Source organism: Nonomuraea cypriaca, assembly GCF_015645445.1.
GTDB classification, from domain to species: Bacteria; Actinomycetota; Actinomycetes; order Streptosporangiales; family Streptosporangiaceae; genus Nonomuraea; species Nonomuraea cypriaca.
Genome location: NZ_JADOGI010000007.1, coordinates 13,070 through 37,450 on the forward strand (window position 1 = coordinate 13,070; position 24,381 = coordinate 37,450).

Consider the following 24,381-nt stretch of genomic DNA (forward strand, 5'->3'; position numbering starts at 1 on the left):
GCGCTTCGGTCCCTTCTACGGCCAGTCGATGACGAGCCGGCTCGCGGGCTTGTCGATGATGAAGCGCGGGTCGGCCGCCTTGAGCTGGTCACGGCTGTCGCCGGTGGCCATGCGGAAGCCGGGGGCGGGAGCGTGGTTGCCGTAGTCGCGGTCCCATTCCTCGATCGCGGTGGCGACCTGCTCGGCCAGGACGGCGGCGCGGGGGCCGTGGCCGATGACGCCGATGGCCCAGAAGCGGCCTCCGGTGTCTTCTCCTTCGCGGATGGTCAGGTAGGCCAGGGTGTCGCCGTCGAGCGCGGCCATCGAACCCCACGCGAAGTGCGGGGTGAACCCGGCCCGCTGGCCGGGCATCCGTGACAGCCCGTTCGGCAGGACGCATGCCAGCCACAGGTACACCCACTGCCACGGGTCGCCCTGCCGGAACTTCACCCCGGTATAGGCAGGGTGGGCGGGGGTGTCCAGAATCGTCCGCATCACCTCGCGGTCGACGAGTTGCTCACTGAAGGTCTCCAGGTGCACAACGCCTTCCCCGGCGATCTGGACGCGCGTGTAGAGGTCGTCGCAGATGCCCTTGCGCAGCGGCACGAAGGTCGCCATCTCGCAGGACACGGTCTTCCAGGTGTCGCCGTCGCGTTCGAAGGCGAAGCTGCGGGAGATGCTGCCGCGGATGCGTATGGGGATGACCAGGCGACCGTCGGGGGCGAGCTGGTCGAGCACCGTGGTGGGGATGTCGCCGGCGCCCACGGTGAACTGGATGCGGTCGAAGGGGGCGTGCTCCGGCAGCCCGGCCGCGCCGTCGCCGAGCACGGCGGTCACGTTGCAGGCCCCGGCAGCTGCCAAGTGGGTGCGGGCGGTGTCGACGAGATCTTGGTCGACGTCGATCGTCCACACGTGGCCGGTCGGGGTGACCAGGTGGCCGAGGAGGGCGGCGTTGTAGCCGGTGGCTGCCCCGGCCTCCAGGATGTTGTGGCCGGGGCGGGCGCCTACCTGCTCCAGTTGGGTGGCGACGATGGACGGCGCGGAGATGCAGGAGATCATCTCGCCGCCGGTGTCGTGTTTGATCGGCACCGCGTCGTCGACGTAGGCCGCCTCGACCTTGGCGTCGGGGATGAACGTGTGGCGCTCGACCGTACGGAAGGCATCGATGATCTCCGGGGTGCGCAGGTGGCCGGAGTCGATGTACTTGGCCACCATGGCCTCGCGCAGCTTGGTGGGGTCGACGGTGGTGCTGATGGCGGTCTCCATCCTGGTCGAGGTAGGGGGTACTGGTGAGGTCCGGCTGGTAGACACGGCCGCCGGTTCGGTATCTCCGAAGGCGGCCTGCCAGCCCAGCCACGCCGCGGCGGCCTGCTCGGCCACGGGCGTGTTGTTCCGGTTGAACGCGAAGATCGCGTGGTGGGCGAGGACGGCGCGCAAACCACGCTTCAGGTGCCCGCCTTTCGCGAGGCGGGCAAGGCGGCGTCCGGCGTCCTCGAACGCCGTCACGCGCTCGACCCAACCCGGTTCGGGGTCGGGCCGCTGGGCGGCGTCAGCGTTCATGAGGCGCCGCATCGTGGTGATCGCCGCCGCCCTGCGAGCCTCGGTGGGCGGGTCGATCGGAGGGCGCAGGTCGCCGATCTTCGCCCACACGTCGCCGACCTCGAACGGGTCCAGCCCGGCCGCCCGGTACATCGAGGACAGCAGCAGGATGCACCGCTCTTTGCTGTCGGGGCTGCCGGTCTCGGCCAGCGCGGCGGGGCTGTCGGCGCAGAACACCGCGTGGGCGATGGCCATGCCCTGCGGGCCGCCGAACGCGTCGGTCTCAGCTTCGTAGATGCCGCCGACCCACTCGGCCACTACCTCGTCGGCGACGAGCTGGTCGAGCAGAGCGCCTGCTGACCGGTCGGTGCGCAGCCGCAGCCCTCCGTCTTTGCGCAGGAAGTGGAAGCGCCGTCCGGTCAGCGCGGCCGACAGCGTGGCCGCCGTCTCGGGGCTCACCCCGGCATCGCCGGGGAAGCGGATCGTGGCCTGCCACCACTCAGGCTCGGCCGGTGGGGCGAGGTTGTCCTCGTAGCTGTCCATGTCGTCGTTGTCGCTCCTGCTCGATACGGGGTCAGGTCGTGCGGCGAGGCGGTCAGTGGATCAGTAGCGCGCAGGTCCAGCCGGTGACGTTGGAGCCGTCCAATGCCAGTTGCGCCCCGGCGCGCCCTTCCAGAAACCCCGGCTTGGGCAGCTCGCCGATTCCCTCGGCCAGTCGCCTGCGGGCGTGCTGGATGCTCACGGTGAACCGGTCGGGGGTGGCGCTGTCGGCGGCGAGGGCGGTGGCGGCGGTCAGGATTCCGGCCCAGCCATGGCAGAGGGAGGCATCGCTCACCCGGTCGAGACGGTCGGAGTCGGCAAGGGCCGCCAGGGCGATTGCCTCGGCCTTCTGCCTGCGGGCAGGGTCGCCGTGCGCGAGCGCCGCCAGCTGCAGCGCGCGGGTGATCCCCAGGTCCCCGTAGCACCAGGACGGCCGCAGCGGCGGCAACTGCGGGGGCTCGTCGGCGGTGAGCTGGTCGAGGGTGATCCAGTAGGAGCTGCCGAACTGCTCCAGCCAAGTCGCGAACGTGGTGATGGCGCTGCTCTGGCCGTCGACGCGGATGCCGCGGCGGGCGGCCAGGGACAGCAGCGCCAGCGGTCCGGCGATGCCGTGCGCGATGCCGTTGTTGCCGTGGCCGCCGGGGATGCCCACCCCGTGCGTGGGGCTTTCCGGCGACCACCATCCGGGCAGCATCCTCCCCTCGGCCTCGACTGGGCACGCCAACGACGCAAGGTGGCTCAGAATGCCTTCGAGCAGCGGCGACGGGCCGGGGCGGGTAAGGAGGAGCGCCCCCAGCCCGGTCAGTCCGCGGATGAGGTCGAATTCCGCGAGCGTCGGCAAGTGCCGGGCCAGCCGTCGCCGGCGGGCGGCGGCCAGGCGGGCGGCCACGACCCGGTCGACGCCTGCCTGCACCTCTCGGTCGACGCGCCCGGCACGGCCGAGAACGAACTCCAGAGCCGGGGCTCCGTGATAGAGGCTGGCGTTAGACCCGGTACTGACCCCGCCGGCGACCGCCTCCTGCAGCAGGGGTCGCGCGGCGGCGAGGTCGGCGTGCTCGATGTGCAGCAGCGCTGCCCCGAGCGCGCCCTCGGCCAGAGCCTGCGTCGCCAGCTCGCTCATCGCTTCGACTCCAGGGAGACGACGATGCTGTGCGCCCGCCCGCCGATCCACCCATCGGCATCCGGCGGCGGCGCCTCGAACAGCACCGCGACCGGTTGCCCGCCCAGGTGCGCGCGCAGCAGGTCAACGTCCATCTCCCGCGCCAGGTCCAGCGGCAGATGCTGATCGTCGACGGCCAGCAGTACCCGCTCAGGCACCCCGGCACGGCCACGCCAGGCGTGCAAGCGCTCAGTCCACTCGTCCAGGTGCGCCGTACGGCCGGGCAGCGTCCGGGCGCGCAGCTGCCAGCGGGCGGCGACCAGGACGGTGCGCCGGTAGTGCAGGGCCGGGGTGAACGGCAACGTCCACGCGGCGCCCCAGTCCAACCACGTCACCTGCGCGGTGGCGGCGCGGCTGATCTCGGCCAGGAACCGGACCAGCGGCGGCGTGTAGTTGTTCCACAGGAAGTTGATCGCCGTGGGTGCCAGCAGCTCAAGGCGTTCCCCGGTCGCGGCCACCGCCAGATACAGGTGGCCGTCACGGGCGCCGACGACCAGATCACGCGGATACAGCACGTCCTCTTTCCCGCCGTCTCGGTACTCGCCGACGCTGACCAGCTTCGGCACGACGCGTGGGGCCCGCGTGAGCAGGTCGGCCTCGGCCCGGGTGGGATGGAACGACAACTGCGCCGGCACCGCGCCGGGCGCGACGGTGAGCAGAGCGGCATACCCGGAGGCCAGGTCCGGCAGCAGATGCCAGAACCGTCCGGACATGGCGCCGGCCGCACGGGAGACGGTGTGGACCCACAGCTGGAAGTCGCCCGCGTCGAGAGCGGCGATCGTCCGGGCCTGAACCTGGGCGCACACCTCGAAGTGGGGCGCGGGCGCGAGATCGGTGAACGGCTCAGCCGCGGCGGCCTCCAGGTCCTCGATCATCGCCTCCGACAAGATCACCGACCGGTTGCCCTCGACGGCGGCCGTCCCAGCGAGATCCAGCAGCAGCCGGTCGCGGCGCGACATCGCTCGCGGCGGCTCCGACAGCAGGCCGAACCCGTCCGGCAGCCCCAATCCGCTGCCGGGGTCGGTGAGCTGCTCCACCGCGACCTCGGTCCCCTCGCCGAAGCGGTCGACGAACCGCTCGGCGTAGCGCCGCCAGGCCGGAGTACCTGCGGGATGGGTCGCGAGCCGAGCCAGCACGGTCGCCGCGGTCTCCATCTCGACCGCGACCGTTTCGGGCAGCCGTACTTCGGCGTCCAACCGCACGTCCACTGCCTTGCGGTGGCAGGCGGCCAGGAGTGCGGGCGGCACGACGGCGGCCGGGTCGGTGACGGTGGCGGCGGCACGAAGCCGGGAGCGCAGCAGCCGCGTACGCAGCAGCTCAGCGACCAGCTCGGCCCGGCGGCAGGGTTCGACCTGCGGAAACTCGGCGGCGAGCTTCCCCAGCAGGGCGGCGTACGAGATCGGGGAGCTGGCGGCCTGCAGCACCAGCTCCACCGCCGTCGTCGATGCCAGAGAGAACTCGTCCGCGCCCTCGGCCGGAACATGGACGCGGCCCTCGCGCACGCGGGCGAGGTTGTTGACGCACACCTCGACGTCGGCCATCCGTTCCCCGCCGGTCTCCCACGCGGTGATCGCCGAGTCCAGGGCTGCGGGGTCGGGCCGGTTGACGGCCTTGTGCGTATCCCCGACGCGTACGAGGGACCTGTCGCCGAACTCGACCAGGGCGACACCGGCGAACAGGCCGAACGGGGTGGAGCGGTGCGCGTAACGCAGGGCGTATCGGGCGACGGCGAGCGCGGCGCGTCGGGCCCGGCGGGGGTTGTCCACCTGCCCGTCGAGCACGGCCCGGACCTGGCGGGCCAGGTCCGGGCTGGCGTTGGTGACCGCCTGCCGGAAGGGCTCATCGGCCCACACTGGGGACAGCCACGACCGCCATTGCTCGATCGAGCAGCCCGGTTTCGGCCAATCCGGAAGAGCAGGAGGAGCCAGATGCAGCGTGGCGCGCAGCATCCCGACGCCGGTGCGGCGATACCGTCTGATCCGCGTCCGCGTCATCGTGTTCACTCCGTTCCTGTTCACCATCCGGGAAGCGCGGAAGGTCCGGCTCCGGTCGAGAGACAACCGGGCTGATGGGGTTATGACGTGGTGCAGGCGCTCGGACACGAGCTCCCGCACGTGTCGCCGGTGCCGCACCTCAGCGACGTGTTGGCCGCCGGCGTGTTCTCCGCGAGCTTGATGTCGAGGTTGAACGGGTCGAACGCTGCTTCCGCCCCGGTGACGGCGTTCACCTGTCCGGTGCTCTGCTCGATGGTTGTAGTGCTCATTGGCTTCTGCTCCTGTCCTGCGTTGGCGTTCGTGAAGGGAAGGGGTTCAACGTCGGCGGCTCTGAGAGCGCGATCAACGGCCTGAGAGCCGGCCGATGTCTTCGATTGGAAGTACAGGCGGCATGCCGGGCGCGTCGCCGGACGAGGAGGGCCTGGCCACGAGGGGTGGAAGGGAACCGCTCTGCCAGTCCGGTGGTGCAACACGGCTCATGAGCTGCCATAACTCATCTGGCGTGGCCGCTCGGAGGATGATGCCGTGATCGCATTCGCCCATGTAGATGGCCACAAAGCGGCGCCAGTAGAGCGAGTACATCAACAGGAACAGCCCACAAGCACGTTGCTGGAGGTCCCTGACATGCCTCTCGGCCACCGCGTCGGCGGCGGCATCGGCCTGACCCTCCGGCAAGCCTTCCTCCCCCGGAAGCATGGGCCGCTGATAGCGCCGTCCGAGATGCTTCCGGGGAGGGCCGCCATCTGTGCCTGGGGTGCGGCGGCGCGCAGACGGTGAGCCGCCGCACGCCCGCCACACCGCGGACGCCACCCCGACAAGGCCCTGCGCACCTGCCCAGCGGGCTGCCACTGAGATCGTCATGGACGATCCCACGCGTCAGGAGAGGCTCCCACCGTGGCAAGAGAGCGCGGCATGAATCCAGAGGGCAGCACACAGCTAGTCACGGGGTCGCCGAGAACGCGGTACATCAGGCGAGATCCCCGGAAACCGCGGCGCCCATGCAACACGCGCCAGTTGTCCAGCAGGTAACCCTGTCCTGGCTGCAGCGGCAATACCCGCACATGCCCACTGATCGCGGCGCGCAGCGCTGGAACGGCCTCGACAACGGGGCTGGTGAAATGCTCCAGGCCGTCAAGACGGAGCCGGACCGTCATCCGGCCGTCCACCGTCGGCTCGAACACCGACCCCCAATAGCCCGGATCGCCGAACCGGACCGTGCCAGGCCGTTTCAATGCCTGCAAAAGGTCAGACGAGCGGGCAGCCAGATCGGCATAGACGGCGGCCCCGTCCACCACAGAGGACTCGCCCCCGCACTCCGCCGGCTGGACGCACACCAGCATCACCAGCCTGGGCGGCTGGGCCAGCGCCGAAGAGTCCGTGTGCGGCTGCAATTCTCCGGCCCCGAATCCGGCGTAGCCGAGACGATCAGCGACGGAGCCCCGGTCGGCGATCATCGTCACACCGTCGGCTGCGGCGTCCCGGTGCTCCCTCGCAGTCAGCAGCCGCGAGGCGAGCTCAACCACCGACTGCCGGTCGTGCACCCCGTCGAACGTGACCAGACCGTCGCGCGACAACATCGCGGCGGCGCGCACCAGCCCATCACTGCTCGCCAGGCTCACGTAGTGGCTGGCGAAAGCCTCGTGGTCCACCGTCATCACCTCCGATATCTGCCGTGCGGGGAGTCTCGACTTCAGCGTCCGGTAGACCCTGCGGATTGGACAAGTGACAGATTGTCAACCTCCGGAACCCCGGTCAGCGGTGGTCGACCGTGTTAGGTTCCAGGCACAGCCATCAACGGAGAGAGGCCGCTGCTGATGAATTACCGCCCCCACACCTTTCCTGTGTCGGTGAAGGGCGTGATCGTCCGTGATGGCCAGGTGCTGCTCCTGCGCAACGAACGCGACGAATGGGAACTGCCCGGCGGCAAACTGGAGCTCGGCGAAGACCCGCCGGCCCGCCTGGAGCGCGAGATCAGCGAGGAAACCGGCTGGGACGCGCAGATCGGGCCGATCCTGGACTCCTGGCAGTACCACATCCGCGACGGCGTCGACGTGCTGATCGTGACGTACGGCGCCACCGTGACCACCGACAAGCCGCCGGTGCTCAGCCACGAGCACAAACAGGTCGGCCTGTTCGCTGAGCAGGAAGTGGAGAACCTGCGGATGCCGCAAGGCTACAAGCGGTCCATCGCCGACTGGTTCTCCAGGCTGCGTGACCCAGTGAGGTAGCTCATGCTGTGTGCCGCGTGCGAGACCGTCGTCGACGACGGATGGAACACCTCCCGCCTGTGCCCGGCCTGTCACGTCATCAGCGGCGCCCCACTGCCCAGCCTCGCCTCAACCGGGTCACCGCTCTGGCTGTGGACATCGCCGTCCGCGAGCCCAGCGCTGGCCTCAGGCAACCTGGCAGTGATCATCAAGGCATACCGACACACCGCGCAGGTCACTCAGTCCGCCCTGGCCTCAGCGCTCGGCTACGACACGACCTACATCTCGATGATCGAGAACGGGCGGCGCGTCATCACCGACGTGCCCACCCTTCGACGGGTGGCACACCACCTGGGACTGCCCCCACACGTGCTCGGCGTCACCGACCCTGCGGACGCCGACTTCATCTCCATGATCAAGTTCGGCGAATCCACCATCCGCCTGGCTTCGGTGGCCCGCGAGTCAGGACACAGCGCCGAGGCCATCAACGAACTGTGGCCCCTGGTCTGGCGACTCGAAGCACGGCTCGCCCAAGGACGCGCCGACCGCGCCGCCGCACAACTCCTCGGACAAGCCCGCGCCATGCTCGGCGTCGCCCTCGGTGACGTTCTTCCCGAGGAAAGCCTCGCAGCCGCTGCGCGCTGGACCGGCCGCGCCCTCCTCATCGCCCATCGCCTCGACGACGTCGCTCTTCTTGCCCGCGCTCTACGCGTCCACGGCAACGAACTACGCAAGATCGGAAAGAAGCCGGCAGCCGCAGCCCGGCTGCAGCGAGCATCCGACATCGCTCCGGCATCCGAACGCGGCGCAGTCCTCATCCCCCTGGCTCGTACCCTCGCCGAACTCGGCAACGCCGAGCACTTCGACAACGCGATCATCGACCTGCGACGCTTCGTTGACTCCCACCACGGCACGCCACTGGTCAATCCCTTCGTCCTACGAGAAGTCCACCTCCGGGGGTTGCTCGCCACAGGCCGTCTACAGGAAGCGACGCGTCTGGCAGAAGCGGACACACCGGATGCGGCTGGTGTCGCGCCGCAATGGCAGACGATCGAACGCGTCACCGTCGCCGAAGTCTTCCGCGCCACGGGAGACAGGGCCGCAGCCTCCCAAGCACTTCTGCAGTCGATCGCGACCGCGGAGAGCACCCGGCTTCCTCATCAGATCCAACGCGCTATGCGAGCCGCACGAGGAGCCCTGCCGGAAATCGAGGAGGCCGGCGCGGCTGCTCTGCAACGCCTGTACCTCACGTTGCCGGCGGCCCAATGACTCACCGGCCTCGCCCTCAGCGTGATAGCCCCGGAGTCCGATCCGATCACGTCGGCCACTGCATGAGCAGCTGCGTGTGGCGCTTGCGGAAGACCCTGCCGACGGCGGGTTCGGGAATCGCGGCGTCCACGGGGTAGAGGGTGAAGCCGGGTCCGGAGCGGTGCCGCCAGTCACGATCCCAGGTCAGTACGTGTGCGTGCAGGCGGTCGGCCAGATCGGCGCCCTGTGGGCCGTGTCCGTAGATGCCGAATTCATGCCGGACCTTGCCGCTCTGATCGTCGCGGTGGGCTTCGCGGGCGGTGAGATAGGCGAAACTGTCAGGCGCGATGAGGGCCGGGCAGAACCAGCGCGCGGCGGTGCGAACGAAGGCGCATTCACTGGCGGGGTCGCGGTAGATGTGTCCGAAAAGATCGTCTTCGGTCACGATCCACAGGTTCAGTGTCTCGAACGACTCATGACTGTCGACTGTGACGCCCGTCCACAGCTCCGTCCGGTCCGCCTCCAGCGCACGGTTGAGCGCGGCCTCGTCAAGTTCGGCTCCGCCGTCGATCGTCAACGAGACGGCACCGCCGGCGAGTTCGGCTTCCTGAGACCGGTGAGCACCCTCACCCTGTAGCGCGACGAACCCGCACACGGTCGGATCATGGCCGACGAGCCGATCGCCTTCCTGAACGAAGGTGATCGACCGAGTGGTCGACTTGAAGATCAGCGGAAGGACCAGGCGGCCGCCCGGTGCGAGCAGTCCGGCCCACGGGCAGTCCCAGACCCCGACCGTCACCAAGATGGCGTCGAATGGGCCAAGGTCGTTGACGGCGTGTTCGGCATCGCCGAGAGCGACCTGTACCTGCGTGTAGCCGGTCTCGGCGAGGAACCTGGTCGCTCGTTCGCACACCCAAGGGTCGATGTCGACGGTGACGACGTGCCCTTCAGGTCCAACGATCTCGGAGATGACGGCGGCGTTGTAGCCCCCGGAACCTATCTCCAGCACCCGATCGCCCGGCCCGATTCGTGCCGCCTCGATCATCTGCGCCTGAAGCCACGGCGCACTGACAGAGCTAGTAGCCCTCCCGCGGTCGTTGAACCGGGTCCGGATGACCTCGTAGACCGCGTAGACAGCCTTCATACTCGTGGCTTCCGGGCCGAAAACCTCACGGGGAACCTTGAGAAACGCCGCCGCCACCTCGGGCCGGCGAATCGAGCCTTGCTCCAGCAGTGCTGCGACCATCGCAGAGCGGAGCTGCTGCGCGGACTCGGAGGTGACGGTCTCTGTCGGTGTCGGCACCTCCCAGACCCTAGCTTCGACCTCTGATCTTTCTCAGCGACTCGCCCCAGGAGACACCTCCAGTTCCTGACCAGGCTCCCCGCAGGCAAGGAATGCCCTTCCCCTGCGGCCCGAATCGACCTCGCCGCCGAAGGCATAGGCCCCACCTTCTACCCTGGCCGCTGGTATCACCCCGACAGGACGGCCCAGTTCGACCAATCGCTGGAAGCCAGGTCCTTGTTCGTCCGTCAGGAGGCTACGCCGGTGTGCTCGGACACCAAGCGCCGCACCTCGGACAAGGCCTGTGCTCGGACGACGATCTTCCAGATCTGCCAGCGACGGGGCGACGACAGCGCGACGGCCATCGCTAACTGCTGCACCTCGGTCTGGAGCCGGTCATGCTGCCTGTCCTGCTCGACGTACATGTTGCCCGCTTCCGGGTGGATCAAAGGCCGGCGCTGGGGCGTCCTATCGAGGGAGTCGCCGCGAGTGTTCTATCCGATCTGGTGAGACGACCGTCATCGCGTTAACCGATAGACCACGATTAGCCAGCGAGATCGGCATGGGCTATTGGACGATGCATCGCCACGTTCCGCGCGACAACTGGACGGCGCCGTTGGACTCGATCACAGCCTGAGCCCCATATGCCGGCATGCTTCCCCGAAGGAGCCAGTCGTGGCGGACCTCATCCCATAGGTCCCACAAGCGTCGCGGGCCACCCTGAACGACCGGCGACGGCTCATCGGCGCAGGCCGTGGCGCGGGCCCAGGAACCATCTGGGTGCGACATGCGTATGGTGTGCCGTCCGTCGGCGTGTTCTTCGTAATTGTGCCGAACGCCTGGCGCTGCGAGTTCCAGCATGACAGCCAGATCGCTGAACGGCCGGATGCGCGCCACAGGAAAGCGGCTCAGGCCCTCCTCCCCACTGGTGTCCTCGGCGACGGCCGGCACAGCCTCGCTCGGGTTCTGGCTGGGCGTGTCGGCGGCCGTGAAGATTCCACGGTCCCATGCGAGCTGGCCATAGGCTCGCCCGTCGGTGTTCTTAACCGCGCAGAGAATGAGTGGAGTTGCGGCGATCGTGGTCACCAGTCGGGCGTCGGGCCGCAAGGCAGTCAGCCACGACGGCGGAATCGGACGCACTCCCGTCATGGACACGATCCGGTCGTAAGAGCTCGGCAGCGGCCCTGTCCCGTCGCCAGCCAGCAACGTCGGCTGTAGCCCCACGGTGGCCAGGCGTCCGGCCGCAGCGTCGGTCAGGTACAGACTGATGTCGATCGACGTGACCCGTTCGGCGCCGAACCGGTAGGCGACAAGGGCAGCCGGATATCCCGACCCCGTGCCCACAATCAAGACGCGCGCCCCATCATGTATCTGGGCGTGGCGCAGCAGCCGCAGAACCAGGCTCGGCATCGCGGAGGTCGACGTCGGCACACCGGTCAGGACAGTACCGTCGGCGGCGAGGTCGGCATGCGCGCGCTCCACCTCGGTCACCAAGGAAACGTTCCGGTATGCCGCCCGTACCCATTCGTCCGGGCTCGCTGCGCCGTCGCGTACCTGCCAGACACCCCACGACTCACCCTCGGGAGTGGACCACCACCGGGGCACGAGCAGATGTCTCGGGATCGCCGCGACGACCGGCCGCCACCGGGAACCCTCCGTGGTGACCTCCGAGGCAAGTCGTTTGCTGTGACTCCGCCACCGCATGTGGCCTCCCCATCGAGCGACCCGGCGTTGCCTCCCGTGACCGCTTATTGCGGCTTGCCCAGTATCGCAACCAGGCCCACCTCAAGGGCAGGAAAGGCAAGGACGCGAGGAGCAAGCTGAGGGGGCCACAAAGGTGCCAGATCGCGCCCTTTCGCGACTACCAGGGCACTCTCAACGCGCGCAGGGCTTCCCGTTGGCGCACCAGGGGCGCAGGTGACGTGTGCCGATCACCACGGGACAGACCCATACCTGCTGAGGTGGACTCAGAACAGTCTGGTCTGAACCCCGTCCCGTGATGCCAGACGTTTGGGTGCCAGCCCCCCAACGCGGTCAACATCGAAAGCGCGCCATCGACCGGTTAGCCCGCCCTCGGCCACCAAGCGCTCGTGTTACTACAGTCTCGACCCTTTGCGACGGTCCGAAGCACACGGCAGGTCATCTACCTGCTACTTCTTCCAACCCACCCGCTCTGTGTGACTACGAACTGCGGAACCCGGGTGAGCACCGATACGGCCACGGCCTGCAGGCTCGCGAACACGAACGCGATGCTCCAAGCGTCTCCGCAGGTCACCCAGCGAATACTGTGGATCCTCACGAGCGGGCATGCTGAACGTAGGCAGGCTGAGACTGGTGAAGGGATCGACATCGGCGATAGGAAGGCTCTCCCGCATCGTGGAGGCCACCATCGCCATGCCTCGTGCTGTGGCCTCAGAACAGTCCGGCCTGAACTCCGTCCGGTGATGCCAGACGCTTGGGCGCCAACCCACCAACGCGGTCAAGATCGAGAAGCGTGCGCCATCGATTTGTCCGCCCGCCCTCGGCCACCAGGCGCTCGAATACCCGCGCCGTGGCCTGCACGTCCGGCATCGCCCGATGACGACGCGCAGGCGGCTCGATACGCAGATGCCTCACCAGGTCGTCCAGCCGGTGTGACGGCAGCTCCGGGTGCAGCGCGCGGGCCAGCCGTACGGTGTCCAGCAGCGGGACAGCAGCCAAGCTGGGGCAGTGCCGCCGCTGGTGGGCGATAATTCCTGCCTCGGTGGGCGCGTGGTGGGCGACCAGCCGGTACGGCGGCGCCGCGAGCCGGCGATCTAGGTCGGCCATGACCTGCTCAGGTCCGGCAGCCGTGGCCAGCATCGCCGCGGTGATGCCCGTCATGCGCACGTCGAAGGAGGTGACGGGCACATCGGCGGGCGGCGCGATCAACGATTCAAAACTCCACAGCTCCGACAACCCGCTGGCGGTAACGGTGAGGGCGAGGACCGCCACCTCTACTGGCACGGCGGGCCGCCCGGCGGGGGTCAACCCCTCGAAGTCGATGACAAGGTAGGTGTGGTGGACAAAGGCGGCATCGCCATAGAGCGGCGAGGCGTCAGACATCAGCCGCTCCCGGCCAGGGTGCGTTCGTTGCAGCTCTGCCACGAACCTCGCGCAACCAGCGGTTGAACGCCTTCTGATAGCAGTCACCGCGGTCGCCATCGGCGGTTTCGTTGACACCGGCGTTCGGCACCGGTTCGGGCCCGTCCCTCGGTCGCCACAGCGGTCCACGCGGCTCGTAGGCCGGGACGGTATCGGTGACGCCGTCCCATTCGGCGACAGCCAGCCCGGCGGCCGCAAGGGGCGGATCGTGAGTGGCATCGACCAGCGTCCACCGGCCATCGATCATCGCCTCGGCAGCCGAATGCACGTCCTCCCGGGACGGCAGCAGCCGTACCTCTGCCGGCCGGTCGGGCAGGTGATACAGCCACCGGACCCGCTGGGCCTGGTAACCGAGCGCCCGGAAGCCCTCGATCAGGTAGGCCGATTTGGCCAGGCAATCACCGCGCCCCACCGTCATCAGCGTCACGGCGTCGTGGGCGCCGTCCGTGGCGTACGGCAGGTTCCGCACGGCGAGAAACAAGGCAATCCGCTCAGCGCGCGCATCCACGCGCTTACGGTAGCCTGGCCAACCCGCACACGCACCGCTCCGCACCGGATGCGAGTTCAGCTCCCGCACCAGCCGGAGTCGCAGCCTGAATCGAGGTGTTCCGGCCTCTCGGGGATCGCTTGAATAGCACGATCTAGAGGGACACCGTAACGGGTCAGGTAGGCGGCGTCGCGACCGAGCATCGCTCGCTTCTCGTTCAACACGGCCTCAAGCTGCACGGACTTTTCAAACAGCTCAGGCTCGTAACGTCGTTGATGTCGCCATGCGGCGACCGTTTTGAAAGGGCAAAAAAAGCAGGCGCTTTTGGGAGGAACGGGAAGGCCGGCAGTAGTGATGATCTGAACGCAGTCATCCCGGCGGAGGGCGAGGTCGAGTAGAGGGTAATCAATCTGCTCATACGGTTCGCACCGACGCTTGTTTGCTCGATGGATCTCATCCAAGGAGATTCCTACTCCGACAACCGCCGGATTGCGTGGTGTCGCACCACGCTCTTTAAGCCATTTAGCTACTACTTTGATTTTGAAGTCCGATGTACAAGATCGCCTCCCCGGCGCGCCGTTGTCCATGCGGATAGGTATCGGGATTGATCGCAGCCGGGGTTCATGGAGACGTTCCCAGAGCGTTTCTATGCTTCCGTCACGTCGTTGACGATGTAGCTCATGCATGGCAATGCCATGCCGTCCGGCGTACGCCGCGGCGATCTCCCGTACATACGCGAGAGTGGCTGGGTGCTCGCTTTCATCTCCGACGTTGGCGAATAGGAATGTCAGAAAGTCGATCTTGCGCTGCGCGGCAAGCACTAGCAATGCCGTTGACTGGACCCCTCCACCGTACGAGATCACCCTCAAGCTTTCGGCTCGGTCGAGCTCGACGGACCCCTCGACGCGAGCCCCCGTACCTGCAGAATTAAACATTTCGACACCTCCATTACGACCATAATTAGTTATGGTCAGCGCGTCAAGCACTTTGCATAATGGGATAGATGCGAAACTTGTGCGGATTGATCCAGCGCGGCGAGAGGCGCGAATTATGTGAACGTGCCACCACGTGGAGTATTGGTGCTCATTCAGGTTGCTTCAAAGCAGTCATACCTTAAGAAAATGGCCGAATTTCGACGTTGTAGCCAGCCCTTAGTACGTTCTCAAGAAAGTCAGCGGCGGCCGAGTTCTCGTCACAAGTGAAAGTCTGCACTGCAGGAGCCGTTTCTGATTCATCTGCTTGGGAGTCGGCGCGCCGCCGTCGCCTCGGCTGCGCTCTCTCCCCGGCTCTGATCCGCGCGATAGCTTCTCCAGACATAGGGCGGTTTCGCTGGGAAGCGTCCGCGAGAATGCTCTCCAGTGTCCAGAGAGGTGAGCCTGACAGAGCGAGGTTGGGGCTAGGAAGAGTGCCGCGATTGCGCCACTGACTGATAGCGGTTGGCGTCTTGTTAAAAACCCAGGAGACTTCCTGGATTCCGATCAGAATAGGTAGTTGATCCATACCGCTTGCGACGTAGCCGCCTGGGATGCCCGCTTTGTAGTCGTCGAGCGCTTGCGGTTCTATCTGTCGGTAACCGGAATTGGTGAGGGCCAGGACCGTGGGGAGTAACCAGTAAGGACTGCCAGAAACTATCAGATCAGGATCCCCGAGAAGAGAACGCTTGCGCCATAGCAGCGGGGCGTCGCGGGCTACCCGAAAGAGCTGCGCGATCTCGTGATAGCCAAGCAGGTACGGGATACGCTCCGTGCTCATGGCCACGTTCTCCCCAACGCCGTCCGAGCCTCGCGGGCTCATCAAGACCGTACAGAGGTCACACTAGCGTGCTCCTCCAGATGGCTCGCTGAGGCTTATCAGACGGTCACGGATCAGCAGCGCCGCGTCCTTGCAGGACGGCTGAGGGTCGCAGCCAATGTGATTCATCGCCCCCTCCCTGGCATCAGCGCGGGGAGGGGACGAAGCTCACAGCGCGTCAGAGGTGACAGACAGCGCATCCAACCTGGTCGTCGTCCTCGTCATGCGCGTCGGAGAGGATCTCGAGAAGGGGGCGATTCGGCTTGGTTCGTCGCGCAGCACGTTCCATCGCGTCGCGGTGCTTGGCCTCGATCTCTTGACGTCGCTCGATGAGCTCATCAAGCGACTCGCCCTGCGACCAGGTGTACTTGCGCCCCTTCATTGCTGTCTGCTGGTAATTGACCTTTTCCTCGTAGGCGACGGCCTTCTCGAACAGCTCGGGATGGCGGTCCTTGAGCCCGACCCATTCGTGCTTTCGTTGGAAGAAGCAGAAGTAGCAACCCGAGCGGGTACGCCATTCGTAGTAGGCCGGCAGGCCGATGCCGGCCTCGTCGAGGATCCGGTCGACCCCGGCCCTGTCGATGCCATCTTCGCGGAAGGGGAAGACGGCGGTGATGTTGGGCTTGGTGCTGACGTAGCCGAGGCGGTTCTCGTCTGCACGGATGGCTACGTAGGAGATAACGTCGTCATCGCCGACCCAAGTCTCCAACGGTTTGATCTTGAGATTTTTGGTGCACCAGCGCATCTGAGGGCTTGGAAGCGTCCCCTGGTAGACCTCGAGCCAGTGATCGAAGTCGCGACTGGAGTTGAGCCGTTCGATCGGCTTGCCAAGCGCAGCTTCCAGCCGGTTGAGGTACTCGTAGGTCTCAGGCAACTCGGCACCGGTATCGCAGAAAAAGTACTCCATCTCGGGGACCCGGTCGCGCATGTGGATGGCCAGGGCTGAGGAGTCCTTCCCTCCAGAGATGCCCAGCACATGCCGAGTCCCTCTGCCAGAGTCGTTGGTCTTGGTCACAGCTTCTCCTCCTCCTGGGGGTCATGGTCAGAGTCCGTCGCGGTGAGACGCTCCGCGAGGGCGGCGAGCAAGATGCGCGCACCGCCAGGCCCTAGCTCTTGCTCAGCTTGCCTTATGACACCGACAACCAAGTTCTTGGCAATGTCCCTGGCTTGCTTGGGCACATGGATGAGCGTGCGTACTTCTGTCCCCTGGGGTGTGGTGAGTGTCAGCAGGTGGGTGTTGATCTGTTTGGGTTCGGGCGCACGTGTCTGGGGCGCGGGTACCTCCTGCACCTGGTAGAGGTGACCGACGCGGTCCAGTCGGCGGGCCATCTCTTTGACACGTGGGTAGAAGCTGTCGACGTCCTGGTCGGTCCAGTCGCCGAGCGCCTTATTAGTGAGGCGAATGATGATCGGATCGAGCCAGTCCTCGTTCGGCAGGCTGGTGTTGAGGATGCGGGAGACAAACCCCTGCAAATCAAGCTCGAGGCTGGCGCTGGCGAAGCCGCTAAGAGCCTCAGCAAGCCCTGCGCGCAGTTGGGTGAGGTCGCCGGGGATACCGAAAGCCTGGCCTATTGCGGCTACAACGTCTCGCCGCAGTGCTGTGCTGGCTCCAGAGATAGCGTCTAGGGCGTTGGTCACCCGAGTGACGTACGCCTCGGCGGCCTGCTCGTCTTTAGTCGCGTGAGTAGGAATGGCGTTGAGTGCAAGTGCCTGTGGCAGGGCAGTGAAGACCAGTTGGTCGGGGTCGGTTGCTTCGGAAAGAACTTGTCGTACCTTCAGCGCCTCCGGGGTGAGGCGCTTGGTGTGGAGCGCGTAAGGAGTAAGCACCATGACGCGCTCTAGCATTGCCCGAGTCACTGACAGCAGTGCCGGGTTGCGGGCCATACGGGAACGAGGAGCATCCACGTTGAGAGCCGCAGCAAGGCGCTCGACAACCAAGCTCCGCTGTCCTTCCCCGATGGGTACAGCCTTGACGGTGAACCGGTCTGGCCCCGTGTCCGCAAGCAGGCGCTCGATGATCTCCGGGTTGAGCCGCGGGCAATAATTTCCCTCTTCGAAAAGCGCGACGTCAGAGCTCCGGAGGATCAGCGCAGCGACCATCAGGATCGGCACAACGCCAGCCTTGACGCCGAAGGGCGGCGCCATGAGCTTCTCATAGATGTCGACAATCGGGGTGGGCTGAGCAGCATCAATGAGTGCCTGCTCTAGCCTCTCCCAGGTAGGAATGACCTCTGGATGCTTCTTCGGATCCGGACGCGAGACACCGTGAGTGGCGATGGTCTGATCCTGTATCGCCTGGCCTACCTCCTTGGCAGCACGGTGCAGCCCCAGGTACTCCAGGACACCGTGGTACATCGCCCGTTCCTGCGAATACTTGGTGGTGTCATATCCCAGCACCGCCAGACCCGTGTTAGTCACCAAGTCGGACAGAAGCACACGTCGTGCACGCGCGCCATTGCTGGTGAGTTCGTGACGGCCTGCCATCTCGTTACGGATGTGCGGTGTCTGCGGGTACACCCGGTCGCAGGCAGCCGACACCAACGCGCCGTAGCTGCGGGCCTCGATGGACTCGCGCTGCTCAGAACGTGTGTCCTGCCCACTCTGCCATAGGTACCAGGAGGACTCATCGCCCTGCGGGTTGAATGCCTCGTCGAGTCGGGTTCCCAGCTCATGTGAAATCTCCGCTATGCGTTCTTCGATCTCGCGTCCTGCCACGAGATCGATGTCGTCCTGGTGCCGGAGGTCTTCGAGAGCTCTGAGAGTGACCCCTGCATCGAGGATGGCAGCAGGGTCTTTCGTGGTTCCGATGAGTACGGGCAGTGGGGAGTTGACCAGTGGCCGCGTACCGGGCTCTCCAAGATGGAAAATGATCATGCCATCGGCGGCGTCGCTCACGACGCCAGGACCGTCGAGTTTGTCAGCCTGGAGACTGATCGCGGTGCGGAAATATCGCATCATCCCGGTGCGCTGCATGTGCGCTCCAGCAACCACCTCCCTGGGAAGAACCGTCCCTAGATGCTCGCCGAGGTGGTCGACGACATGGCTGGGGGCGACGTGGACGGCGATGTCCTTGACACGGGCATCGATGTCGATGTTGGTTCCCTGCCAGACCCGGTACTCATTGCTGTAGGTCCGATGGGTTAGGAACCCGGTTTCGACGAGATGGTGCAACCGCTGCTGCAGCATCTCAAATCGCTCAGGATCCGCGGCGCTGCTCGGATCGTTCATGGCGAACTGGATCATCGCCGGAGTTGCCCGCAGAACGCCATCGACATCGATGAGATTCAGGATGCCGATCGTTTTGAGGATGTCTCGATCCTCAGAGGGAAGCCCGTGGGCCTCGTTGAGCCGGTTGTCCACCTCCAACCAGCGACTGGCGTTGGACGAGGCCAGGATGGTGGTGCGACCGGAGGCGAAGAAATAGTCATACAGCTGGGGCAGCCTGATGGTGGAGGCACGCTTGGGCTCGGAGCTTGAAGCCTCGTCGATGGTGCGGCGGACCGTGTTGGGCTCGTCGTTGGTCAGGAATCCGACGAGGCTGCGGTCGTGCTGACCGATCTGGAAGGCAAGGAGCGGTGCCGTCACGGCGGTAAGGGGATGCAAGGGGTAGAGGCCGGCGAGCATCTCCGGGGAGATGTGAACCACAGAATCCAGTCCATGCTCGGTCCAGGCTTGGGCAGCCGCTTCCGCCTGGTCGCGGATGAGCCGCTGGCCGGCTTCGGCGACGGCCGACTGATCGAGGCGTCTTTGCAGGAGGTGGACGGCATCGCCGAGATTCGGCGTGAAGGTGATGTCTTCGAAACGGCCTTGGACCTTGGCCCATTCCTTGGTCTGGATCAGGCTGGATCGCGCTGCATAGTCGCTGAAGGCCAGGTGCTGCAGGGTGAAGATGAACAGCGGAAGTCCTGACCGTCCCGCGCCCTTCTCAGCGAGCATCTGCAGCAGAAACACATCGTTCTCGGCGCTGCCAGAGTCGCCCGAGGCGGCGAGGTATTCCAGCGACTTGCCGAACTCATCGAGAATCAGCAGAACCGGGTGGCCAGTGTCACACAGTGCGGTGAGCGCATCCAGGAGGTTCTCGGTCGTAGGGACTTCACGCTCCGCACAGACACGGAGAGCTTGTGCCACGGCCTTCGGCGGCCGTTTCCCCCACCTGCGTTCCACCGCAGTGGCCAGCGCTCGGTGCACGGTAGCAGCCAGGGGTTCGCGGCGTGCGGTCGCCACGGCACCCAGGAACCCCTCTTCGGCACGTTCATCACGTGCGTGCTCCATTCGCGCAGCGAGGCCCGGACTTGTAGCCTCCACGGCTTGCCGAGCTTCCCTCTGCCGATCCGTGTCATGGCCCAAGAAAGCATCGAGCAGGTTCGACAGGGTCGACTTTCCTGAGCCGTAGGGGCCGGTGAAGGACCATGCACGTGTCCGTTTGAGGTCTGCCACCGCGTTAGCGACACGATCCAGAACGTCCAGCGCCCTGGCTCCCACATAGGGAGAGTTCAAGTTCGGATCGCGGACATCGCGCTCAAGGTTGGTGGAACGTAGTTCCGACCCGATCAGCGTGATGCCGGCGGGAAGCTGCGCGCTAGCTCGGTCCTCACGGGTGCCAGGAAGGGGATTGGTGGCCATGGTCACACCTGCTCCTCGGTCAATTCCAGAACTTCGGGCTGCTCAGACTGCTGTTCACGTTTGCGGCCCTTGCTGGCGCGCTCCAGACCGGGATAGCGCTGTTTCCACTCCTCAGGGGTCGGAAGGTCGGCTTGGCGACGAATGTGTCCATAGTGCCGATCCAGGATGTCCCAGGCCAGCTGCTGAGGATCTACGGCAAAGGACAGGCTCCGCTGGCCCAGCGAGTCGGTGATCTGCAGATCATCCTGATCCGTGACGAGCGGTTCTATAACCTTGATGAGTTCGGGCTCTCGCATGCGGAAGGCACGCCCGGGAGCGCCTGGCTCGTTCGCGAGCCGGGCCAAAGAGATGGAATTGCCCCCGGTGACGTGCGAGGCGTAGTCAAGGCAGGCGTAGAGCAGCACCGCTGCTGGCAGATTAACCCGGGATCGGGTGGTGAACCGCCAGACGCGGCTCTTGCCCTTGCCCTGGCCTTCCAGCAAACCGAGCTCCCGGAACGGGCTCATCAGCTGATCTTCAAAGCTGCCCTGCGACTGCGGATTGGGCTCCAGGTCGAGGGCGTACATCTTGATGAGGCAGTCCACGTCCCGCTTGATCGACTCTGCGGCCGGCACAGCGTTCTCGGGGTAGCTCTCGTGCACATGCCGGGTGATCAGAGTGATCATCTCTGCGGTCGTGACCTTGGAGAACGGCGCCAGGTGGAACATCACGTACCAGCTGGGCACCATGCACTTGGCTCCGTGCTCCCCGTCTTCACTGGACAGCAGCCACCAATGCAGCAACCACAGACTTCCGGTGTCTTCCAGGTAAGGGTCCGCGCCGTTCTTACCTAGCAGCCACTCCGCCCTCCAGGTCGGAGAGGCGATATAGGCCCGGTTGGAGGGGTCTCGGTGTGGGTGTTCTCGTGTGACCTTGAACGCCTGCGACCAGAACCGGATAGCGTTCACCATGTTCCGGCCGACGCCCAGCAGCACAGGCGCGTTCTCCCGGTGGAAGATGTCGCTGCCGCCCTCGCCGTCCCGAACAATCTCGGTGTGGGCTTTATAGAGCCAGCCATAGCGAGGAGCGAAGGTTTCGTGCCGGGCGAATCTCGGCTCTGTCGCTTCTGCTAGCCGACTGTCGGACATGCGCTGGAACCTTTCGGTGGGTGGTAGGGCTAGTTCCGCGTGATGGCGGATGCTTAGGGCTCTGCAGTGGTTGCCATGGCCGTTCGAACTTCTATGACGGCGCGGGTCGTGGCCGCTATCGTCCGTTCGATGTCGTTTTCGGTAGTGGCATATCCGAGGGAGAAACGCAGCGTCGAGTCAGCGTCCTGGCGGCTTAGCCCCATCGCCACCAACACGTGGCTCGGACTTGGAGCACCCGAAGCACAGGCGCTGCCGTCAGAGGCAGCAATCTCCGGCATCGCGGCCAGAACCGCATCCGCGGGTACCCCTGGAAAGGTGACACTCGTGACACCAGGCAGCCGGGCTGCGCGGGCACCGTTAATACGGCAGTCGGGTAGACGAGAGGTCAATCCATCCTCAAGTACATGACGCAGTCCGACGATACGAGCGGCTTCGTCGTGCAGTCGAACGCGGGCAGCCTCGGCGGCAGCACCTAGACCAGCAATGCCGGGCACGTTCAGTGTGCCTGCGCGCCAACCCCGCTCCTGGCCACCTCCGATCAGAAGGGGGCGGTGAAGCAGAGATACGCCGCGACGAACAAAAAGCGCACCGACTCCTTGCGGGCCTCCAAATTTGTGACCGGACAGCGACAGCAGGTCGACGTCAAGTTCGTTCAGATCCAGCGGAAGGCGACCCACATACTGAGTGGCATCGCTGTGCACGAGCGCTCCTGCCTCATGCGCCAGCTTGATGATGGGGCCGAGGTCGGTTAGGACGCCTGTCTCATTGTTGGCCAGTATTGCCGAGACGATCGCCACCTTGCCTTGATGGCACGCCGCTTCCAAAGGTGCCAACTCGACGGCGCCGTCTCGGTCCGCAGGCAGTTCCACCAGTGTGCCTGCGCCTTCCGCAGTGATGGCGCGGGCCACCTCAAGAATCGCGGGATGCTCAACAGCCGTAGTGGCAAGAATCTCACCGCTCGAATAGCCCGCACGAAGCGCTAGGTTGTTCGCTTCTGTCGCGCCAGATGTGAAGATGAGTTCGCCGGGCGTACAGCCGAGCAAGCGGGCAAGTCGTTGGCGGGCTAGATCGACACGCGATGCCGCGTCACGGCCTGCCATGTGGACGCTGGAAGCATTGCCGACGCTTCCCAGGGCCTCCAGCATGGCTTCGAGCGCCTCCGGCCTCAGAGGAGCCGTCGCATTGTAGTCGAGGTACACCACGTCCGCACGACCAGTATCAGTCGACACGCTAGCTCCCACCGCCCCATGCCTTCCTCTTGTGGCTCCTGGTGGCGAGGTTCGCAGGCGTCTCACATCCCTCCAGGAGTGCACTGAGATCCTAGCTAACCCCTGCGACATCGTGGGCTGTCTCACGGATAATGGAGTAAGTCCCTAGGGCAGTCCGGCGTCTTCGCCCATGACCGGTCACTACGCGGCACTTCTCCCGCCATAGCGGACCCGGTGGCTCAGCCGGCTGGCTCAGAGGTAGATCGACGACCGACCGTAAGTGTCATACGACCTGGCCCATCGTAGACCCCACCGCGACCAAGGGCACACCGCTGGATCATGCCTGTGCACCGGGATGAGGAGTTGACGCACCGCTGGAGCGATGCACGATCAATCGCGACTTGGCGCATCTCGAGGAGCGATCAACAGGGTCGGCTTGCCTTGGCAGGCAAGGTCACCAAGCTGCCCAAGTCGCCCGGTGACGGCCTCTGACCGCATGCCCACCAAGACTCTCCTTCAGGCGGGCTCTCCGGCAACGCGCTCTTTGCGCCGTCATGGTGGTGCGGAGGTTTAGAGCAGGTGGTTATAGCACAAATTCAAAGCGTGATAGAGGTTGGTTTTCCGCTACCCTAGGGATGCCTCGGCCGCGTTGGTGTTGACTTTGTCAGGGCAACACTCGCTGACGCTCGCGTTCAGCATCGATGCAGGCAAGGGCGCGCGATCGATCTGATGCGAGAGCGGGGCAGATGGCTGGTTTGAACGGCGGCCGGTTCGAGGCGCAACGCGCGAGGAACCTAGAGCGCGCCCGTCGTAGCGGCGTGCCGGACTCGGTGGCAAGGCTCTTTGCCCTCGTTCAGGAGCCCCGGGGCGATAACGAACCTTCGACACCGGGCTTCGACGCAATCTTGCGAGATGAGATTGCCCGGATGCGCAAACGCATTAGTGAGCCAGCGGCCAACTCTGGCAGCCTGGTCGAGGCAGGCGGATTCGGTGGTCTTGTGGAGACCGAGGCAACGACAAGTGCCCACCGTCTTCTGACCGCGGCTGAAGCCGACGGTATGTCAAGAGCCGCTGGCCTGTTGCGTGCGGCTCTTGATCGGTGTGGAAGCGTCCCTCGGTCCGGCGCCGAGAGCGCAGAATCGCCATCGTTTCCGGAACACGAAAGGATCCTGAATCCCGAGACCGGGCGACCGATTGGGATGTGGCGTTAGCCGATCAGGCGCGTGCCTCCAGAGATGCGCTGATAGTTGGGAAGAAAATGGGCGATCCAGGCCGCAAGCGTTTCCCATGCGTCTGCAGGATCGCTAATCGTGCGCCCAGTCTCTCCGCAGAGCTCAACAAGTCGTTGAACAGCCTTCATAGTGGTCAGATTGCTACATTCGCGCGCAATTCGTCCGGTAAAACCTTGCCGAAGTATAGCCCCTACATATCTATTGAATGCTTCTTCTGTCGCTAGACCTGTGGGTACGCCCAATGCGGCTAGTTCTGGTCGAACGATTTCTGCCACGCTTTCTTCACGCTGTCCGGTGTACACCCTCCAGAGGACTTCTGGAGGGCGATACATGGGCAGCCAGTCTGTGCGGTCTGTTGCCTCGATAGGTGGTCGGACCGGCGCGGTCGGCAGCATTGCAGCGGCCTCGATGACCGCATCGCGATCAGCTTCTGTGGCTGGCGCCGATGTGCCCTGCAACACAGCTAGCAGTGACACGAGTGCGGGGTCATCTGCTGTGGTCTCGACCAAGATCTCGACCGCGCCTGGCCGGTGCCATCCCAGCCCGTTGGAAGTAATGTTCGCAGAACCGACGAGGGCACGAGGCCCTGCAATATATGCCTTTGCATGCACAACAGGGTGAAGTGCAACAGTCCCACCGCGTTGGCTAATGAGATCGAAGACCCGCGGGTCGCTCACTCCAGCTACAACTTCATCTGGTCGCCATCGCGTAAATACCTCTAACGAGGATCCGCTAGGAAGCGCTGCAAGTAAGGGCTCAATTCCTGAGACCGTGATGAAGGGCGAGACTATTGTCAGGCCTTCCGCATCCCGCGCCAGCCCTAGGAGACGCTCACCGCAGCG

General features: G+C 65.4%; 20 protein-coding genes. 2 read left to right on the top strand and 18 right to left on the bottom strand.

Features of this window, described 5'->3' with window-relative positions:
- Window positions 1-15: 15 nt before the first annotated feature.
- The 6 genes from fxlM (ITP53_RS03950) to ITP53_RS03975 form a co-directional block, all read right to left on the bottom strand.
- Complete coding sequence (gene fxlM / locus ITP53_RS03950) at window positions 16-2,061, bottom strand: methyltransferase, FxLD system (protein WP_195893895.1); 2,046 nt, start codon at window positions 2,059-2,061, stop codon at window positions 16-18.
- A gap of 52 nt (window positions 2,062-2,113) precedes the next feature.
- Window positions 2,114-3,178, bottom strand: coding sequence for a lanthionine synthetase LanC family protein (locus ITP53_RS03955; protein ID WP_195893896.1), 1,065 nt, complete (start codon window positions 3,176-3,178; stop codon window positions 2,114-2,116).
- Window positions 3,175-5,211 carry a lantibiotic dehydratase family protein gene (locus ITP53_RS03960; protein WP_236050423.1) on the bottom strand — a complete coding sequence of 679 codons (2,037 nt, stop codon included), beginning with the start codon at window positions 5,209-5,211 and terminating at the stop codon, window positions 3,175-3,177. The genes ITP53_RS03955 and ITP53_RS03960 overlap by 4 nt, the downstream gene beginning before the upstream one ends.
- Before the next feature lie 80 nt (window positions 5,212-5,291).
- Window positions 5,292-5,480 (bottom strand): FxLD family lanthipeptide, encoded by a 189-nt coding sequence (locus tag ITP53_RS03965; RefSeq protein ID WP_195893897.1) that lies wholly within the window; start codon window positions 5,478-5,480, stop codon window positions 5,292-5,294.
- Between the two features lie 73 nt (window positions 5,481-5,553).
- Complete coding sequence (locus ITP53_RS03970) at window positions 5,554-5,907, bottom strand: hypothetical protein (RefSeq protein ID WP_195893898.1); 354 nt, start codon at window positions 5,905-5,907, stop codon at window positions 5,554-5,556.
- 161 nt (window positions 5,908-6,068) lie between these two features.
- On the bottom strand, window positions 6,069-6,866 hold the full coding sequence (locus ITP53_RS03975; RefSeq protein ID WP_207755507.1) for a TauD/TfdA family dioxygenase: 798 nt from the start codon (window positions 6,864-6,866) through the stop codon (window positions 6,069-6,071).
- Window positions 6,867-7,067: 201 nt separating this feature from the next.
- On the opposite strand from ITP53_RS03975, the gene ITP53_RS03980 reads away from it, so the two are divergent.
- Window positions 7,068-7,439 (top strand): NUDIX hydrolase, encoded by a 372-nt coding sequence (locus tag ITP53_RS03980; RefSeq protein WP_328813893.1) that lies wholly within the window; start codon window positions 7,068-7,070, stop codon window positions 7,437-7,439.
- A 3-nt stretch (window positions 7,440-7,442) separates the two neighbouring features.
- Window positions 7,443-8,687 (top strand): helix-turn-helix domain-containing protein, encoded by a 1,245-nt coding sequence (locus ITP53_RS03985; RefSeq protein ID WP_195893901.1) that lies wholly within the window; start codon window positions 7,443-7,445, stop codon window positions 8,685-8,687.
- 46 nt (window positions 8,688-8,733) lie between these two features.
- On the opposite strand, the gene fxlM (ITP53_RS03990) is transcribed toward ITP53_RS03985, so the two are convergent.
- The 12 genes from fxlM (ITP53_RS03990) to ITP53_RS04045 all read right to left on the bottom strand — a co-directional run bounded on the left by fxlM (ITP53_RS03990) (window position 8,734) and on the right by ITP53_RS04045 (window position 24,048).
- On the bottom strand, window positions 8,734-9,969 hold the full coding sequence (fxlM, locus tag ITP53_RS03990; protein WP_328813895.1) for a methyltransferase, FxLD system: 1,236 nt from the start codon (window positions 9,967-9,969) through the stop codon (window positions 8,734-8,736).
- A gap of 227 nt (window positions 9,970-10,196) precedes the next feature.
- Window positions 10,197-10,373, bottom strand: a complete 177-nt coding sequence (locus ITP53_RS03995; RefSeq protein WP_195893903.1) for a hypothetical protein — start codon at window positions 10,371-10,373, stop codon at window positions 10,197-10,199.
- A 142-nt stretch (window positions 10,374-10,515) separates the two neighbouring features.
- Window positions 10,516-11,439, bottom strand: a complete 924-nt coding sequence (locus ITP53_RS04000) for a methyltransferase domain-containing protein (RefSeq protein WP_328813897.1) — start codon at window positions 11,437-11,439, stop codon at window positions 10,516-10,518.
- Between the two features lie 921 nt (window positions 11,440-12,360).
- Complete coding sequence (locus ITP53_RS04005) at window positions 12,361-13,032, bottom strand: 3'-5' exonuclease (protein WP_195893905.1); 672 nt, start codon at window positions 13,030-13,032, stop codon at window positions 12,361-12,363.
- Window positions 13,025-13,579: a transglutaminase domain-containing protein gene (locus tag ITP53_RS04010; protein ID WP_195893906.1), complete on the bottom strand. Its 555-nt coding sequence runs from the start codon at window positions 13,577-13,579 to the stop codon at window positions 13,025-13,027. The genes ITP53_RS04005 and ITP53_RS04010 overlap by 8 nt, the downstream gene beginning before the upstream one ends.
- Window positions 13,580-13,635: 56 nt before the next feature.
- Window positions 13,636-14,544 carry an adenine nucleotide alpha hydrolase family protein gene (locus ITP53_RS04015; protein ID WP_207755508.1) on the bottom strand — a complete coding sequence of 303 codons (909 nt, stop codon included), beginning with the start codon at window positions 14,542-14,544 and terminating at the stop codon, window positions 13,636-13,638.
- Between the two features lie 127 nt (window positions 14,545-14,671).
- Window positions 14,672-15,310, bottom strand: a complete 639-nt coding sequence (locus ITP53_RS04020) for a hypothetical protein (protein ID WP_195893907.1) — start codon at window positions 15,308-15,310, stop codon at window positions 14,672-14,674.
- Between the two features lie 217 nt (window positions 15,311-15,527).
- Window positions 15,528-16,364, bottom strand: a complete 837-nt coding sequence (locus tag ITP53_RS04025; RefSeq protein WP_195893908.1) for a phosphoadenosine phosphosulfate reductase domain-containing protein — start codon at window positions 16,362-16,364, stop codon at window positions 15,528-15,530.
- Window positions 16,361-19,972: an ATP-binding protein gene (locus ITP53_RS04030; protein ID WP_207755516.1), complete on the bottom strand. Its 3,612-nt coding sequence runs from the start codon at window positions 19,970-19,972 to the stop codon at window positions 16,361-16,363. The genes ITP53_RS04025 and ITP53_RS04030 overlap by 4 nt, the downstream gene beginning before the upstream one ends.
- 2 nt (window positions 19,973-19,974) lie before the next feature.
- The gene (locus ITP53_RS04035; protein ID WP_195893910.1) at window positions 19,975-21,099 is read right to left on the bottom strand and encodes a DUF4007 family protein; all 1,125 of its coding nucleotides are present in this window, start codon (window positions 21,097-21,099) and stop codon (window positions 19,975-19,977) included.
- A gap of 53 nt (window positions 21,100-21,152) precedes the next feature.
- Window positions 21,153-22,328: a cysteine desulfurase family protein gene (locus ITP53_RS04040; protein WP_328813900.1), complete on the bottom strand. Its 1,176-nt coding sequence runs from the start codon at window positions 22,326-22,328 to the stop codon at window positions 21,153-21,155.
- A gap of 1,186 nt (window positions 22,329-23,514) precedes the next feature.
- The gene (locus ITP53_RS04045) at window positions 23,515-24,048 is read right to left on the bottom strand and encodes a hypothetical protein (RefSeq protein ID WP_195893911.1); all 534 of its coding nucleotides are present in this window, start codon (window positions 24,046-24,048) and stop codon (window positions 23,515-23,517) included.
- Between the last annotated feature and the right edge of the window lie 333 nt (window positions 24,049-24,381).

Excerpts from the sequence above, each read along its gene's own strand:
- ITP53_RS04020 (WP_195893907.1), bottom strand. The coding sequence starts at position 15,310 with ATGAGCACGGAGCGTATCCCGTACCTGCTTGGCTATCACGAGATCGCG.
- ITP53_RS03960 (WP_236050423.1), bottom strand. The coding sequence starts at position 5,211 with ATGACGCGGACGCGGATCAGACGGTATCGCCGCACCGGCGTCGGGATG.
- ITP53_RS03985 (WP_195893901.1), top strand. The coding sequence starts at position 7,443 with ATGCTGTGTGCCGCGTGCGAGACCGTCGTCGACGACGGATGGAACACC.
- ITP53_RS03955 (WP_195893896.1), bottom strand. The coding sequence starts at position 3,178 with ATGAGCGAGCTGGCGACGCAGGCTCTGGCCGAGGGCGCGCTCGGGGCA.
- ITP53_RS03970 (WP_195893898.1), bottom strand. The coding sequence starts at position 5,907 with ATGCTTCCGGGGGAGGAAGGCTTGCCGGAGGGTCAGGCCGATGCCGCC.
- fxlM (WP_195893895.1), bottom strand. The coding sequence starts at position 2,061 with ATGGACAGCTACGAGGACAACCTCGCCCCACCGGCCGAGCCTGAGTGG.
- ITP53_RS03975 (WP_207755507.1), bottom strand. The coding sequence starts at position 6,866 with ATGACGGTGGACCACGAGGCTTTCGCCAGCCACTACGTGAGCCTGGCG.
- ITP53_RS03995 (WP_195893903.1), bottom strand. The coding sequence starts at position 10,373 with ATGTACGTCGAGCAGGACAGGCAGCATGACCGGCTCCAGACCGAGGTG.
- ITP53_RS04035 (WP_195893910.1), bottom strand. The coding sequence starts at position 21,099 with ATGTCCGACAGTCGGCTAGCAGAAGCGACAGAGCCGAGATTCGCCCGG.
- ITP53_RS04005 (WP_195893905.1), bottom strand. The coding sequence starts at position 13,032 with ATGTCTGACGCCTCGCCGCTCTATGGCGATGCCGCCTTTGTCCACCAC.
- ITP53_RS03965 (WP_195893897.1), bottom strand. The coding sequence starts at position 5,480 with ATGAGCACTACAACCATCGAGCAGAGCACCGGACAGGTGAACGCCGTC.
- ITP53_RS04030 (WP_207755516.1), bottom strand. The coding sequence starts at position 19,972 with ATGGCCACCAATCCCCTTCCTGGCACCCGTGAGGACCGAGCTAGCGCG.